Source organism: Microcoleus sp. CAWBG640 (assembly GCF_020883015.1).
GTDB lineage: Bacteria > Cyanobacteriota > Cyanobacteriia > Cyanobacteriales > Microcoleaceae > Microcoleus > Microcoleus anatoxicus.
Map to the genome: position 1 here is coordinate 21515 of NZ_JAHRFC010000026.1, position 15819 is coordinate 37333.

The window sequence follows — 15819 nt, forward strand, 5'->3', positions numbered from 1 at the left end:
TCAGATATCAAGTACCCCTAGCAAACATCTTCTCCCCATCAGTTGCTAGCCCATCGGTTAGGAATCTTTGGCATAAAAAGTGCGATCGACTTTTTTGCAACACAGGACACTCTCAAGTAGAAGTTTTTCGGATAAACTCTGCAATAATTAGCCGTTTGCAGTTCAATGACAACCAAAATTAATCACCGGTTCCCAACCATCTATTACCCCTTACCCAATATTAATGAATTGGATTACTGTAAAAGCCAAACATTTTTTTGAACAACTATCTGGTGCGATGATGACCCCACTATTTTATGTGGGCGATGCTCATCTTTCCATTGCTGCCATCCTCAAACTAATTTTACTAGCTATAGTTTCCTTTTTTGTAGCTCGCATCATTAGTGAAGGAATCAAGCGTAGCGTCCTAGTTAGGATGGGATTAGATCGAGGTAGTCAAGAAGCAATTTCTACCATAATTGGCTATATTTTGGCAACTTTCGGTTGCATCATCGTCCTGCAAGGCGCAGGCATCAATCTCACTTCTTTAACTGTCCTAGCCGGGGTTGTGGGTATTGGTTTTGGCTTTGGCTTGCAAAATCTAGCCACTAACTTTATCAGCGGTCTCACTTTACTATTTGAACACCAAATTAGAGTGGGAGATTTTATTGAAATAGACAATTTATTAGGAACAGTCGAAAATATTTCGATTCGTTCCACGATTATTAAAACCATAGACGGTCTTTTTGTTATTATCCCCAATATTAAATTTGTTGAAACTAACATTATTAACTGGAGTTATAGAGACCCTAGATGTCGCCTACATATCCCCGTTGGCGTTGCCTACGGCACCGATCCAGTTTTAGTTACGGAAGCACTCTTAGTCGCTGCGAGGAAGGAACCAAATGTTTTGTCACATCCTTCTCCGAAAGTTTGGTTTCGCGGATTTGGAGATAACGCTTTAAACTTTGACCTTTTGATTTGGACTGACCAGCCCCAGGAAAGTGATGCCATCAAAAGTGCCGTCAATTTTTTAATTGACTACGAATTTCGCAACCGCAACATCGAAATTCCTTTTCCTCAACAGGATTTATGGCTGCGAAATCCGCAAGAATTAACTAAAATACTTGAAAATCACAAAAATGATATTTCCAATGGCAAAGTTTTTCCGCACCATGTCCAAAACTCAGCCGAATCAAATGGTAGTTTTACCTCTCCGAAACAGTCTGTACCCAAGTCTCTAAATAATTGGAATTTGCGCGATTTGTTGCGACGAGTAACTTATTTTGAACAATGTACAGATTTAGAACTACGACAATTAATTGAATATGGCTACCGACAACTGTTTCCAGCAGAACAGGTTGTATGCAAAGAAAACGATCCAGGCGATTCTTTCTATATTATTCTTTCGGGTTCTGTAGAAGTTCTTTCTCAAAAAACTGGTAAGTATATTGCTACCCTTCACGAGGGGGAGTTTTTTGGGGAAATATCTTTGCTGTTGGGAACTCCGAGAACCGCGACTGTTAAAACTAGCGCGGATTCAATTTTGTTTGTAGTGGAACGCCATGATTTGAAAAAATTATTAGTAGAACAGCCAAATTTAGCCGATCAAATTGCTCTCAAATTGTCGGAACGTCAACAAGCTTTGAGAGATTTGGGATTGTTGGATGACGATTCTTTGGAACAAACTCCTTTTCTTAAAGTTCGGAAACGAATTCAAGTTCTTTTTGGAATTTGAAACCAGGAAAACGATTTTATGGGCAGTTGTGGGACTTGGAGGGCCGGCACTCTTGGCACTGCCCCTACCAAGAATGAAACCGCCGTGCCCCAAGGGGGGAAGAAGAAAGCAGGAAGCAGACAGAAGGATGGAAAATTAAATTTTTTAAGATTTTATTTTTAATTCAGCTTGTGCTTCCCGTCGCAGTCTAGTGGCAATTCTAAACAGTTCTTGACCTGTATGCAAGTGCCGATCGTCGTAGTTTAAGGTAAATAAATGTAATTCTTCTATGCCATCTCCGACTTGATTGATGCAGTAGTAAAGATGAGCGGCTACTCCGGCTACGTTAGATGGATTAGGCATGGAACGAAAAAATTTTTGAGCTTGTTTGAGAAACTCGCGACTGGCTTCGAGATAGGTTTGAAAATTTTCTATCAATTCGTCATCAAAAGGGTCTGCTGATAATTGGTCAATTTCTTTTTTGAGTGGTTTCAATATGTTGTTGAGAAATCGATTCACGGGTTTGTATACTTTAATCAGCCACTGTTCCATGTGTTCGTCGGCATCCCGTGCACTGGCTGTTTGCTGGCGGCTGATGTTTTCGTTGGAAACAGGTTGTGCTTGCTGTACGGTGCGATCGCAAATTTGGCGATCGTAGGATTGTCTGTGCTGGGCATCTCCTAGTATTTCGTAGGCTGCATTCAGGCGGACAATTTGTTCGTGACCTGCGGTTTTGCTGTTACTATCTGGATGAAATAATTTGACTAAACGGCGGTAGGCTTGTTTAATCTCGGCTTGTGTTGCGGTTGGGGTGACGTTTAGGGTTTGGTAGTGATTGCTAGGCTCAGACACGCTTTTATTTCCTTGAAATTTGATAATTTACGCAAAAATCATTGACAATAGTTTCATGTTTTGCTATGATACCTATTATTTACTTGAAACACAATAAATTTTAAGTGTCAGTAAAAAACCTAAGTTTTCCAATTATTATCAAAAAACTGGGTTGAAAACCCCGTACTTTTAGGAAGGCTTTAATTGTAAAAATTTTTTGTAAATCTGTTTGAAAAAAACAGCGGCTGTTGAGAAATTTGTAGTGCAAAGCGGCGACTTCTTCAAGAAGTCGCCGCTTTCGGTTTTGGGTTTTTCAGGCAAAATCAATGGAATCTGTCTAGCTAAAACTCTTACTTGTGGCCAGATTTGGGAATTTCCACCACGGGTGCATCGACTCCCAGGAGCAAATCGTTAGGATTAATAATCTCCACCACAGGCTCGTTTAATGCCACCACCAAACCGTCATATTCAGGATTAACGGGGGATTGAGCAAACTGGGGAGCGAAGGATTGGCGGCCACTACTGACACCAGACACTACCGCGACCAACAAAGCTGCGATCGCGCATCCACCCCAGACTATCATCCGTTTCGGCTTGCGTTCAACTCGCTGCAACACCTTCGCAGCCAACTCCTGGGCCGATTGTGCCGAAGGCGGTACCGGAAGAGACTGAAAACTCTGCTGCATAGTTAGCAGTCGCGAGTACAAAGCTTTAGTGGCGGGGTCCGTTGCCAGCCATTCTTCAACTTGCCGCCGTTCGGCAGCAGTGACTTCGCCATCGAGGTAGGCGCTGAGCATTTCAAAGCGATCGCAAGTCATAGTAGTTACAGTCCCCTGAGCATGATTGTGTTGAGCTTGATTTCTAGCGAGTGCATCCCCGCCACCTTGGTGATGCTGATTGTGTTCCGATTCAAAGTTAGATTTCATAATTTATAGCTGGTAAAAGTATAGGCATTTATGACATGACATGGGAGGCGTTGAGTCCCTCCCCCTTCGCTTTTACTTCGAGCGGATTGACCCGCCTCGGCTGAACTACACAGCTCCCTATCCCATTGCTGAACGCATTTGGGATTGCTTTTCTCAAAATATTATAAGACCCGTTAACATCAGCGTTAATCAATCGACCCGACGATGTTCTGTACAATCCTCTCTTAATTCGCTGACCACTAAATGTGACATCGAAGGTTCCAATATACCCGTACACAGGAATTCGATCTAAATTCAGGAAGTTCGATTTGGAAGTATAGGATTCTTCTTGTTCTATTATCTTTATTCCCATCAATTCAGCTTTGTACTTCAACATTTCAATTAGTCGAGCATGAGGAATGTTTACAAAGCTTTGATTAGTTTTCCTTCCTAAATCAAGCTCGTTTTTCCATTGTGCATTTTTACCAATTACTAGCGTTCCGATATTTTGTGAGCCGAGAACATTGATGATATACCGACTAGCAGAGTGCAAGTAATTATCGACTTTTTGATGGCGACAACGGGTTAAACGCTGAATCCGTGATGAAGTTTTACGCAGACTTTTTAACTGAGATTGTAGTCGTGCCTTACGCTTGTTGTAGAATTGATTAATCGATTTCAGTGGTCGCCCGTTAATCAGTAAAGGGACAAATCCCGGCTGATTTGAAGTTAACGCCACTAAATTATTCAGCCCTAAGTCGATACTAGCTACTAATTCTTTGGGGTTTTCATCAAGCTCAAGGGTGGACTCCGGCTCAGTACAGGCATTGTAAATCACCTCAATTATATAGCAATCGCATTTTGGCACCAATCTAATTTGACAAATTCGCTCTGGTTTAATTTGGGTTTTAATTAAAATATTAGTACCCGACAGCTTGATAATTCCTTTCTTTAGTTCCTTGCTACTAATCGCCTGAATTGTATAGACGAGAATATTCCGACCCTTGACTTTATCTTTATACTTCGGTAATTTCGGGCGGCCTGTGAATCTCGTGGGTTCATTTTTGTAAGCTTTGACTGCTTCAAAAAAAGACTTCCAATTCTTGTCTAATATCATTAATATTTGTTGACTTACCTTGGCTGGTAATTCCTTGTATGCTGAATGAGATTTCATCAAACGATTCATTTCGTTGTAATTTATATAACCCCATCCATAGACAAAACTCTGACGAATCACGTAGTTAGCGGCATTGTAGAGATTTTTGGATTTAAAGGCTAATCCGTCTATTTCAACAAAACGATGTTCTGTGGATTTAATGATGTGTCTCTCTGCTAGTTGCATTCAGCATCTCCATTTTTTAACGCTCGCTATAATTCTCGCTTCTTGACCATTATGACTATATAATACTACCATTGCTTACTACTGCTTACAAACTTAATGAATTTTTACAATACTGCTTCTTGTCCCTTAACATTATTTACAGCTTATTTATATTGACAAATAGAAGTTTTGATGTTAGCTAAAACTTCACCAAATCTTCTGTTGTTACCTGGAAAACCACTAGACTAATTACCGTCTAGATATTTTTGCAATTGCAACTGCAATCTTTGGCGAGCTCTGGCAATTCTCGACTTGACAGTGCCGAGAGAAACTCCTGTCATTTCAGCTATTTCTTCATAGGCTAAACCTTGGATTTCTCTCAAAACAATGGTCGTGCGGAATACTTCTGGTAAATCCGCGATCGCCTCCCGCAATTGGTCGTAAAATTCTCTGGTCGTCAAATCTTCCTCCGGTCCCGGACAATCTGCCGGAATCTCCCAATCCACTTCCCCATCTTCGAGAGTACGAGGTACGTCCAGGGAGAGGGGAGTTCGGATGCGCTTGCGCTTCCGCAGCTCATCGTAAAATAAATTTGTGGCAATGCGACTCAGCCAGCCCCTAAATTTGACAGGCTCTTGTAAGCGATTGATATTTCGATAAACTCGAATCCAGACTTCCTGAGCCAAATCAGCGCGGTCTTGCCAGTCAGGGGCCAAGTGATAGAGAACGCGATCGACATGGGATTGATATCGCTTCAACAGTTCTGAAAAAGCAGCGCTTTCAGGTAGATTTCCTTCCTGACACCGCAACACTAAGTCATAGTTAGAGAGTTTTTCCGCTGGCAATTGCACTCTTTGAACGGTCGCCACAACCGCAGACCAGGACACTGAAATAAAGTCACTCATGGGTGGAATCGGGTCATCGAACATTCCATGATTTTTGACGTTGCGCTATCTTCCGAAGTTCCCAAATAGGCCAAGACAGACGGGAGAGTGCGGGATCACTCGGAGGGCCGGCACTCTTGGCACTGCCCCTACCAATAATGAAACAGCCCTGGGGCTAGGGGGGGGGTGACTTCTTCTTCCTTCTAACCAGCAACTTCGCACGCACCAATATTAACCCAACTACTAGAACCATCAGCCCAATGTTCCTTTTTCCAAATAGGAACATTATGTTTGAGCGTGTCCATCCCATACTGACAAGCTGCAAAGGCTTCCCTTCGGTGGGGACAGCCCACGGCTACCAATACGCTGATTTCCCCGACCTCCAAGCGTCCAACGCGGTGATGAATAACTACTCGATTGACATCAGGCCACTGGCGACGAATTTCCGTGGCGATTTGCTGGAATACTCGCACTGCCATTGGTTCGTAAGCTTGGTACTCTAGGGCAATTACAGGTTTACCGTCAGTTTGGTTGCGGACAGTGCCACTCATTAGTACCACCGCTCCGTTGGCTTCGTCATCTGCCAAAGTGTAGATTTCTTCTACAGATAAAGGAGCAAAAGTAATGGCAAAACTGTCTTGCCGATTGGGTTGAGGAATTGTGTTGATGGAAAGAGCAGCGCCAGAATTCATGGTGTGGAAATAGTGCTGGAGAACTTAATTTATCTTGACACAATGCCAGTGGCGATCGCTCGATGTTTACCGAATCTAGATTATTATCGATCGCACTGTAACCAATCAATCAGCAAATTTTAGGCGATCGACAGTATCATTTATCTATCGTAGAATCAATCTTGAACCCCAAGCCATCTGTTGATTCCTTACGCAATGATACAAATACCTAAAATCAGAGCGTCCGAGCATTCCCCCCTCACCCAAGATTTTCAGCAGCCGATGTAAACTTTATTGATTTTTTTGCCATCCAAGCTGCTGACATGGCATCATATACCTGTGCAGGATTCAGGCAAATAGTCTAAGATTCGGTAACAGCAAGACCCTAACAGTTCTTTGTGCCTTCTCTGACACATAAGTTAATAATTAGAGCTTGTAATCGATTTTTTGATCTGAGTCTCCAGCGACAACAGTTAACAACAATCATGAGGAAACTATGGAAGCACTAGCATTGAGCCACTCTTTTGTTGCTTATGAATCTCCAGAGTCTGAACTCCAACTCAAGTCCTTAGACGAACTGGGTTTAAAAATTCCTAATTCTGCATGGGTAGGGGTTGTAGGTATGGCAGTAGCCGTATCTGTTGTAAGTATTCCTGGGGAAGCCCAGGCAAATTGTGGGTATCGCCACTGCGGTGGTCATCACGAGTATCACAGCTCTACCCAAGTTGTGACCAACGGCAGCCGACTGAATATCCGCCACCGACCCAGTGACTGTTCTCATGTCATCGGCAAGTTATACGATGGAGATTATGTGGCATTGAGTGGTCGCTATAAACATGGCTGGGCCCAACTGGCTGACGGTGGCTGGGTATCTGCTGCCTGGATTCAATAAATCTTAACTAGAAAATTATATTTTTCTAGAAAGATGTTTAATCGTTACCAAGTCGAGCCTGGTAACGATTATTTTCCATAGCAACCGCAAGTTTAAACTTTACCGCCACCGATCAGGTAAAGTAAGGCCATCCGCACCGCCACCCCGCTGGTAACTTGCTGAGAAATGAGACTAAATTGGGGATCGTCCATCAAATCGGAACTAATTTCCACGCCACGATTCACCGGGCCTGGGTGTAAAACCTTGACATCGGGTTTGCAGAGTTTGAGTCGATCGCGCGTAATCCCATACAGAGAATGATACTCTCGTAAACTCGGTAGCAAATTCTGGCTCATCCGTTCCTTTTGCAGGCGCAAAGTCATCACAAAATCAGCATCGGCCAAAGCAGGTTCGAGATGCCAGTGCAAATATAACTTGCCTTCCCTACCTTGGCCGCACTCAGCGAACAAAAGTGGCAGTAAAGTAGGCGGTCCGGCGAGGTGAACTTGGGCCCCGGAAGCCGTTAAACTCCAGATATTAGACCGGGCTACCCGCGAATGCAAAATATCCCCAACCACAGCAATTTTTTTGCCTGCTAAAAGTTTCAGTCTCGGACGTTCGGGATCTAAAACAGAACAGATAGTAAAGAGGTCTAACAAACCTTGGGAGGGGTGTTCGTGCTGACCATCTCCAGCATTGAGAACACTGACTCTCGAACCCAATCGGTCCATTTCCGAGGCAATGGTGCTAGGCACTCCCGCCTGTCCGTGGCGGATTACCATCAAATCTGTGCCCATGGCCAGATAAGTCTTAGCCGTATCGAGAATCGTCTCTCCCTTGGTCAGAGAAGAACTACCGGGAGTAAAATTGAGGGTATCGGCTGAAAGTCGCTTTGCAGCCAACTCAAAACTATTGCGAGTCCGGGTAGAAGGCTCAAAAAACAAGTTCGCCACGACTTGACCCTGCAAAGCTGGCACTTTCTTGGTGCGGCGGCCGAGTACCTCCCGAAAACTCGCCGCCGTTTGCAGCACTGTATCGTATTCGTCGGAAGTAAAATCAGCCAGAGTGAGAATGTGGCGCCGAGTCCAAGTCATAGAGTTAAGTCGAGAGTAGCAAGTTTCAAGTGAACAAACCTGACGGTCAACTGAGTACAGTTAGACCGCAGGCTTCTTTTTCCTTTTTTGCAAAGGCTGTTTTGAGTGACGGAGTTCCCCCGCCACTTTCTTAAAAGACTCCTGAATGCGGATTTGTGTACTGCCGCCCAGAATGTTCGATCGAGATTTAGTGATAATCTTGACATCCACCCCGGCGTAAACGCACGGGGATTCCTAAGACTCACGACTTAGGTTTCTGCTTCCGTCCTCAGAGGGGATTTCGCACCAGCCTTAACAGATTTACTCTGTTCGGGTCTTACAGTCGCTCCACAGACTGCCACGGCAAGCCCTGCCGCCAAAATATTCTTTGCCGCGTTGATGTCTCGGTCATGGTGCGTCCCGCAATTAGGACAATACCATTCCCGGATATTCAACGGCATCTTGTCAACGATATGTCCGCAATTGCCACACCGTTTTGAACTCGGAAACCATCGGTCAATCTTAATTAAAGTACGACCGTACCCATCGCACTTGTAATCTAGTTGTCTGACTAATTCCCCCCAACTTGCATCACTTATAGCTAGAGCAAGTTTCCGGTTTTTAACCAGATTCTTCACAGCTAAGTCTTCTACGGCGATGGTTTGGTTTTCACGCACCAACCGTGTTGTTAACTTGTGAAGATGATCTTTCCTTGCATCAGTAATTTCTTGATGCACTTTCGCTACTTTAAGCCGTGCTTTGTGACGGTTGTTTGACCCTTTTTGCTTGCGACTTAAGGCTTTCTGCGCTCTTCTAAGCTTGCGATACTTTGCCTTGAATCCTTTGGGATTGGCAATCTTTTCGCCAGTGCTTAGAGTGAGCAAGCTTGTAACTCCCAGGTCGATGCCGACTTGATTATCTGTTTTGGGTAGTGTTTCAATTTCAACATCTACCAGCAGAGAAACCGACCACCTACCTGATGGTGCAAGCTTCACGCTTAAGGTTGATGGTATGGCACCATCAGGTAGTGTCCGGCTCCAGCGAATTGGTAAAGCTTGTGTGCTTTTTGCTAGGTAGACTTGTCCATCTCTGAACTTAAATGCTGACTTGGTAAATTCTGCACTACCACCATTGCGTTTCTTTTTGAAGTTAGGATATTTTGCCCGCCCATCAAAAAAGTTGGTATAAGCCGTTTGTAAATGTCTCAAGCATTGCTGTAATGGCACACAGCTAACTTTGTTCAGAAAATCTAGTTCTTCGGTTTTCTTCCATTCAGTTAACATTGAAGAAGTCTCAGCATAGCCTACCCGTTTCTGTTCTGCGTACCAAGCTTCCGTTCTTGTGGCTAAAGCACGGTTGTAGACCAAACGAACACAACCCAAAGTACGTCGCAACAAACCTTCTTGTTCCGGCGTTGGGTAGAATCGATAGCTGAAGGCTTTTAGTGTCATGCTGACCTTAAGTACGCTTCACATACTAGCACGTCTTGTGTGAAATGGTAGATATTAACAAAAATTCATGTAAAGCCGTCCTAAAAGGACGGGGTTTCAGACCCATTTTTTTGATGAACAGTATCCAACAAATTTTGACAACCTTTGCCGCCAGTACAGTTATAATGGGTTTGTATAGCTGTAGTATGCTGCCCCCTAACCGCATCCAGTCTCGCACATTACACGATAACAGTGTACCTATAGCAGCCTCGCTCAAAGTCGAGTCAGCAGCAGCCAGCCAAACACCTTCGCTCCTGGGAGCGAGTCCAGGGATGCAGCTATCAGAGACAGCAAAGATAGTCACAGTTACAGTCTACGAACCAGACTCTGAGTGCAAAACACTGATTGCCCAGGAAATTTCCCTCCCTGCTGAAAACTCGCTGTTAGCAGCAGTGTCTAAGATTCTGGAAAGACAATATGGCGGTGACTTGAACTTTGCTTATCGGGTAAGTGTCGATCGAAACACTGGCAAGGCTATAATAGATTTGCGAGTCTCCCCCGACTCCAAACGTACTTTGACTTCCATGTCAACCTGCGAACAGCTAGCTATCTTCGGCAGTTTGCGCCAAACTCTCATCGCTAACCCAATGTGGAACGTGAAACAAGTGCAGTTCACATCGCGGGGAGAAGACATTTCGCTGTAGCAGCATCTAGCTGTAGTTGCAGGAAGTTGCCAAATCTTGTCAAAAACTGGACTCCGGCAGTCATCGCACCTAGAAAAAGCTAGAAATAGTCAAGACCACCCACAACCAGTCGCTAATCAACAGCAGATAGCGGTGGCACTTAAAGATGATCAATTCTTTAGAGTCAGTCTTGACTATTAAGTCTTGCTTATAGCCCCTTGTCAAAACCAACGATGTTAAGATATAAGTTGAAGATGTAGCTTCCCGAAAAAAATCTACACGTATCTTGGTGAAACTGTTCTTGGCGAAACTGCGACAAAAAGTGAGAGCCGGGAAGTTGTAATTACAAACAAGATTTAAACAATTCAAGAGGTATTATGAACCAGCAGGTTATACAGCCGATGGTTAAGTTCCAGCGTCAGGTGCAATCTCTCGTCACGTCTGACATCATCAAACCGACAGACAGCATTTGGAAGATTGCTCTGCTATACGGGGACGAATGGCCCTACTGGAAGCAGCAACTCACAGAGTTTGAATTTTCCATGCAAGACCCCGTGAGCGAGTTGTTAGCTGTAGAAGCTTGGGACGAAGAATAGCAGGGAGGAAAAGGAAGAATTGGGTGTTTAGAAATAGGGGGTTTCCAAACATCCTCAAAGCTGATACTAAGTAGCGGTGAGTATGTCAAATTAAAGAAATCATGAACAAAAAATACAGGTTCTAACTTCTGCCTGCCCTCAAAGGCAAGCTGCTAAAGCTTGACCTAATTGTTGAGCAGTTTGAAACCTGTCCCCAGGTTTAGACGCGGTGGTTTTTAAGATAATTTCTCGCAATTTTGGGGTAATAGTGGGAATATTTTCGAGCTTAAAACCATAACCTCCAGCTATCTTGCCGTAATACTTTTGCGGGCCGTTGGCGGTGAGCAAAAAAATCAAAGTAGGGCCAATAGCATATAAATCCGACTGAGGAAGAGGCTGTCCCCGGTCTTGTTCAGGCGCTGTGTAACCTTCAACGCCGATGCGAGTACCCGGAGGAGTGCCAATTTCTTTAACAGCGCCAAAATCGAGGACTGAAATGCCATTGTCTCGATGTCGGACTAGCAAATTAGCAGGTTTAATATCCCGGTGGACGATGGGAGGTTTTTGAGAGTGAATGTATTCCAAAACTTCACAGCTTTGAATCATCCACTCTATAGCCTGCTGCGGAGTAACAGGGCCGCGGTTATAGATGCGTTTTTCTAAATCCTCGCCGTGGAGCATTTCCATCACCAAGTATTTTTTGCCCCCTTCGACAAAAAAGTCAAAAAACTGAGGAATTCCGGGATGATGGAGAGATTTGAGGGTTTTAGCTTCCCGTTCAAAAAGTTCTTGAGCTTTGGCGATTTGAGCCATGTCAGCATTCATTTCCTTGAGAACTACCAGAGAAGCTGCGGGGGAACTTCCTGGTTGTTGAGCTTTTGCTTTGTCTCGATCCCAGGCTAAGGTGGTTGTGCCCATACCGCCTTGACCCAAAGTTCGCAGCACTTGATAGTTTCGCACCGTGCGCTCGACTTTAATCGGTTCGCCACAGTGGATGCAGAATAAATTACCAGGGGGGTTTCCCGCGTGGGTGCATAGGGGAGAGGGACGAGCGATGGGAGGCATGGTTTCGATTTTGCCACCACAGGCAATGGTGGTGACTTGGAAATGTAGCAGTGGGCCGCCCCGCGCCAACTGGATTAAAGCACCGTCGGATATCCATCCCTGAGATAAAAGCATACCGTTAACAAAAGTCCCATTAGTCCCAGAATTGACTAAATACCACTGACTGGATGCACCACTTTTAATTCTTTGCAATTCCAGGTGCTGCCGGGAGACTAGAGCATTGGGGATCACAACGTGATTTTCAGGAGAACGGCCGATGCGAACAATGGATTCGCTTTCAAAACTCCACTGTTGCAGAGGGGTATTTTGTTCTGGATCTAAAAGGGTCAGCAGCATTTTCAATTGATGTGGTTGAGATCCGTTGTTTGGCAGTGGCGGGCAAAAGATAATTTACAGGTTGAGAGTATGGGGCATCAAGTAAGGAAATTTTAAGGATTAATAACAACTAAAAATTAAACATAATTAACTTTTGTAAGATTCAAGGGGGAATTTTTGGTTTTGAATCAGAAACAACTAACAACAGATGCGCTGATTTTCCTAGGAGTTGTAGCCATAAGTTTGATTAAATCTTCATAATAGCGTAATTTTTATTAAAGATTTGATAAACATGATTATTGGAGATGTTTCTGGTGGGTATTCATGTGTAAAATTACGGAGCGGTAAGTGCGCCGGATTAAAGGTCACAGATGCCGATCGGGGATTGTCGATCGCTTAAAGAAGTCGGCAATTGGGGTATTTGGTATTTTTAATTGACCTACTTTAGCAGAGGAAGTTCAAAAACAAAACTCCTCGATCCAATACTTGACAATACAAAAATTAGGTGAACAATGACTAATATTTTACGTAAATTTGCTGTTGCTGTGACAGGTACTGTTCTGGGATTTGCCTTGACTGGGGTCAACTCAGCACAGGCCGCCTCACTTAATTTTAGTTTAAGTTTTTTTGATTCGAGTAATTCTTTAGTAGGTGAAGGGTCTTTCAGCTATGATGGCTCGACTCCTTATCAAGACACTATTTTGGCTAGCTTCTCATTGCCGCCCCTAGAAATAAAAGCCAGCAATCAATGGTTCGCCCTGACAAGCTTTTCGGCAACGGTATGGGGGAAATCCTGGGATTTGTCTAAAGCGAGTTCAGGAGACAGGGGTGAACTACTTACTCCTTTGCTGTGGGCCCCCTTCGATACGGTGAAAACACGGTTTGTGTTTGATGCTAAGGTCATAGGCAGTGGAGTTATCCCTCAATTAGCAAGTCAATGGGCTTTTGGTAATTATCGCATTCTGCCAGCTTTGGGGATATTTGGCGAAGGTTTCGGTACAGGGGGAGGAAAGATTAGTTGGATGCAATCGGGTGGGGGACAATCCAATGGAAAATCTGTCAACACTGGATATTTGATAGTAGAGGAAATCCAGCCCTGCCATGAAAATTCGGAGGCTGTTCCCGAACCTGCGACTGTTGCAGGTTTAGGTCTGGCGGCCGCTGGCTTGGGAGCGGCCAAGAAAAAGTGGGCAGCCTCCAAAGTCTAAAATCGGGATGGCCCGACTAGGGCGCGAATCACAATGGCTGTGATATTGTCATGACCATTGTGTTTGTTGCCTAGTTCTATTAACTTTGCCACTCCTTGCTCCAAATTAGCTTGTGGGTGCAAGAGTGGTTCGAGACAGTTTTGCCAGTAGGTTTCCAAAACATTATTGTCTGTCAGACCGTCAGAAGCCAAAATCAATAAAGTATCTTCAGACAATTCTAAAAACTGGACATCAGGTTTGAGAAAATTACTGTCTCGTGGGCCGATGGCTTGAGTCAGTTGATAGGCATCGGGGCGAGAATATGCTGTTTCTGGGTCAACCCCGCGCTTAATTTCCCGCTGGCCTACTTCATGGTCTGAGGTGAGTTTTTCTAGGGTTTGTCCTTTTCGGAGTTGGTAGAGGCGGCTGTCGCCTACATGGGCAAAGGCAACTTGGGTGTCTTGAACTAAGACTGTGACTAGAGTTGTACCCATGCGACCACTGCCGGAACGACTTTCCTTTTGGTTGATTTCAAAGATGGCTTTGTTGGCTAATAAAATGCCCTTGCGGATAGTTTCTGCGGAAGGGAGTTGATTCTCCCAACTGGTTTGAAAGAATTCTCTGAGGGTTTCCGCGGCTAGTTGACTGGCGACTTCGCCGCTGTCGTGTCCGCCCATGCCGTCACAGAGAATGTACAGTCCTTTGCTTTGGAAGGTTCTACCGAAGGATGTTTCGAGCTTGTTGATTTGAGTCCAGATGCTGAAGAAGTCTTCGTTGTGGGCGCGCTGGAGTCCGACATCGGTGATACCTGCGTCTTCCAAGCTGTAAATCTGCACTGGCATGGGCTGGGTTAGGACTTCCCCTGGGTCGGGACTGGGTTCGTGGGGTTGGCCAAATTGGAAGCGTGTTGGGGTGGAAGTTTTTGCTGGTGCGGGTTGGAGTTCTAGGGGGACGGTCTCTAGGCGCGATCGCAATTCGTCTATGGTATGAATTTCGCCCCTGTACATTTCTTGCAGGAGTTCGAGCAAGGCGCCAAACTGGGTGCGATCGGACTGGTTAAATATGGTCTGCCACAATTGCCCCAAATCTAGCAGTTGCAGGTTGGAGTCGGGGGCTTCGGGATAGAGACGTTGCACCCGCAAAGATGCTAATGCAAAGGAAGAGTCGGGGTTGACTCGCAAATTTGTCAGTTCCAACAAACTTTGGCGACAGCGCCAGGGTTCTAGGGCTGCCCACAGTTCTGTCATTTCGTGGAGCCAGTACAGAATTTGTTGAGTGGAGGTTTCGGGTTGACTCCAGCGTTCTATCAGGGGTGGCCACTGGGAGCAGTCTTCTAACAGCAGCACTGCTTGTTGGTTTTCTAGCCAGCTATCGTGAATGACTGGCAGGTTTTGGGAGAATTGCCATCGGAGAGCTAGATAAGGTTCGGCTATGCCTTGGCACAGGTTTTCTAGGGCGGAGTCGGTGAAGTTGGCTCTGGCTTCTAGGGCTCCTCTGTAGGGGGATGCTCGTTTGGCGACGGTGGCAGAATTGGCTGCTAGGAGGGCTTTGAGGGGTGACATTTGCAGTGGCTGACAGTCTAATACTGTTACGGTTACTGTGTCTGAGGGTTTTCTTGGTGGTAGGGTTTCTAAGAGTTGGTAGCGCTGCTGGTTGTCGAGATAGGCTCCTGCTGGCTGGGAAGCGATTAAGTTTTGGGGGTTGGAAGTGGGGAGTTCGGAAGCTTGGGGGGGAGTATTGGCTATGGTTGGGCGATCGCGATTTTCTGTGGATTCCTGGTGGGGTTCAGGGTCTGTAGTGGTGTCCAAATTGCTTTGGGATGGGGTTATTTGGCTGTCTAGTGGTGCATTAGTGCTTTTTTGGTCTGTTTGAAAGGATTCGGGGACGATCGCACTCACGCCGACTACAGCATCGATTGGTGATTCAACTGCTGCTGGGACTAATGCTGGGTCTTGGGCTGGGGTGATGATTTCTGTTGGAGTTGCGTCTGTTGGGGGTTCAACGGAGTTGGCGATGGGGGTGCTTTGGGGCACAGTGTCTGGTTGTGGTGGCTGTTCCTCTGTCTCGACTGCTGGCAAATTCGATCGACCGCAAATAATTGCTTGCCACACTTGACCTGTTGCGGTGCCACAATTCTGACATTCTTTGGCGCTCACAGCGACTTGGACGCCGCATTGGGGACAAGATTTGTAAGTTAGGGAATTTCCGCATTGTTGACAAAACTTGTTTTGATTGGGATTTTCAAACTGGCAGCGGGGACAGAGGAGCATAGGGGTTAAAAATTTGAAGATGTGCGATCGAATTTGAGAGGG

Annotated in this window: 14 protein-coding genes; 5 read left to right on the forward strand and 9 right to left on the reverse strand. The window is 45.2% G+C overall.

From position 1 onward, the window contains the following. Positions 1 to 223 precede the first annotated feature (223 nt). Positions 224 to 1717, forward strand: coding sequence for a cyclic nucleotide-binding domain-containing protein (locus tag AAFP11_RS15060; RefSeq protein ID WP_341737801.1), 1494 nt, complete (start codon positions 224 to 226; stop codon positions 1715 to 1717). A 144-nt stretch (positions 1718 to 1861) separates the two neighbouring features. On the opposite strand, the gene AAFP11_RS15065 is transcribed toward AAFP11_RS15060, so the two are convergent. From AAFP11_RS15065 to AAFP11_RS15085, 5 genes are all read right to left on the reverse strand, one after another. Continuing rightward, a complete protein-coding gene (locus tag AAFP11_RS15065) occupies positions 1862 to 2548 on the reverse strand; it encodes a J domain-containing protein (protein WP_341737802.1) in 687 nt (228 codons plus the stop codon). A gap of 329 nt (positions 2549 to 2877) precedes the next feature. Then, positions 2878 to 3453 carry a zf-HC2 domain-containing protein gene (locus AAFP11_RS15070; RefSeq protein WP_341737803.1) on the reverse strand — a complete coding sequence of 192 codons (576 nt, stop codon included), beginning with the start codon at positions 3451 to 3453 and terminating at the stop codon, positions 2878 to 2880. A 28-nt stretch (positions 3454 to 3481) separates the two neighbouring features. After that, positions 3482 to 4774, reverse strand: a complete 1293-nt coding sequence (locus tag AAFP11_RS15075) for a transposase (RefSeq protein WP_341737804.1) — start codon at positions 4772 to 4774, stop codon at positions 3482 to 3484. 224 nt (positions 4775 to 4998) lie between these two features. Then, the gene (locus AAFP11_RS15080; RefSeq protein WP_341737844.1) at positions 4999 to 5658 is read right to left on the reverse strand and encodes a sigma-70 family RNA polymerase sigma factor; all 660 of its coding nucleotides are present in this window, start codon (positions 5656 to 5658) and stop codon (positions 4999 to 5001) included. A gap of 182 nt (positions 5659 to 5840) precedes the next feature. Then, positions 5841 to 6329: a molybdenum cofactor biosynthesis protein MoaE gene (locus AAFP11_RS15085; RefSeq protein WP_341737805.1), complete on the reverse strand. Its 489-nt coding sequence runs from the start codon at positions 6327 to 6329 to the stop codon at positions 5841 to 5843. Positions 6330 to 6804: 475 nt separating this feature from the next. On the opposite strand from AAFP11_RS15085, the gene AAFP11_RS15090 reads away from it, so the two are divergent. Further along, the gene (locus AAFP11_RS15090) at positions 6805 to 7200 is read left to right on the forward strand and encodes an SH3 domain-containing protein (RefSeq protein WP_341737806.1); all 396 of its coding nucleotides are present in this window, start codon (positions 6805 to 6807) and stop codon (positions 7198 to 7200) included. A gap of 92 nt (positions 7201 to 7292) precedes the next feature. Here the strand turns inward: AAFP11_RS15090 and AAFP11_RS15095 are convergent, their stop codons facing one another. Together AAFP11_RS15095 and AAFP11_RS15100 are read right to left on the reverse strand one after the other, a co-directional pair. Further along, positions 7293 to 8273 carry an aspartate carbamoyltransferase catalytic subunit gene (locus AAFP11_RS15095; protein ID WP_341737807.1) on the reverse strand — a complete coding sequence of 327 codons (981 nt, stop codon included), beginning with the start codon at positions 8271 to 8273 and terminating at the stop codon, positions 7293 to 7295. Positions 8274 to 8521: 248 nt separating this feature from the next. Next, complete coding sequence (locus AAFP11_RS15100; protein WP_340550524.1) at positions 8522 to 9703, reverse strand: RNA-guided endonuclease TnpB family protein; 1182 nt, start codon at positions 9701 to 9703, stop codon at positions 8522 to 8524. 113 nt (positions 9704 to 9816) lie between these two features. Here AAFP11_RS15100 and AAFP11_RS15105 point away from each other — a divergent pair, with 113 nt between their 5' ends. Then, on the forward strand, positions 9817 to 10386 hold the full coding sequence (locus AAFP11_RS15105) for a hypothetical protein (RefSeq protein WP_341737808.1): 570 nt from the start codon (positions 9817 to 9819) through the stop codon (positions 10384 to 10386). Between the two features lie 356 nt (positions 10387 to 10742). Then, complete coding sequence (locus AAFP11_RS15110; RefSeq protein WP_340524949.1) at positions 10743 to 10961, forward strand: DUF4327 family protein; 219 nt, start codon at positions 10743 to 10745, stop codon at positions 10959 to 10961. 138 nt (positions 10962 to 11099) lie between these two features. On the opposite strand, the gene AAFP11_RS15115 is transcribed toward AAFP11_RS15110, so the two are convergent. Then, positions 11100 to 12341: an FHA domain-containing serine/threonine-protein kinase gene (locus AAFP11_RS15115; RefSeq protein WP_341737809.1), complete on the reverse strand. Its 1242-nt coding sequence runs from the start codon at positions 12339 to 12341 to the stop codon at positions 11100 to 11102. A gap of 491 nt (positions 12342 to 12832) precedes the next feature. Between AAFP11_RS15115 and AAFP11_RS15120 the strand changes: the two genes are divergently transcribed. Beyond that, on the forward strand, positions 12833 to 13528 hold the full coding sequence (locus AAFP11_RS15120; RefSeq protein WP_341737810.1) for a PEP-CTERM sorting domain-containing protein: 696 nt from the start codon (positions 12833 to 12835) through the stop codon (positions 13526 to 13528). On the opposite strand, the gene AAFP11_RS15125 is transcribed toward AAFP11_RS15120, so the two are convergent. Then, the gene (locus AAFP11_RS15125) at positions 13525 to 15777 is read right to left on the reverse strand and encodes a serine/threonine phosphatase (protein WP_341737811.1); all 2253 of its coding nucleotides are present in this window, start codon (positions 15775 to 15777) and stop codon (positions 13525 to 13527) included. The two genes, AAFP11_RS15120 and AAFP11_RS15125, sit on opposite strands and share 4 nt — an antisense overlap. Positions 15778 to 15819: the final 42 nt, after the last annotated feature.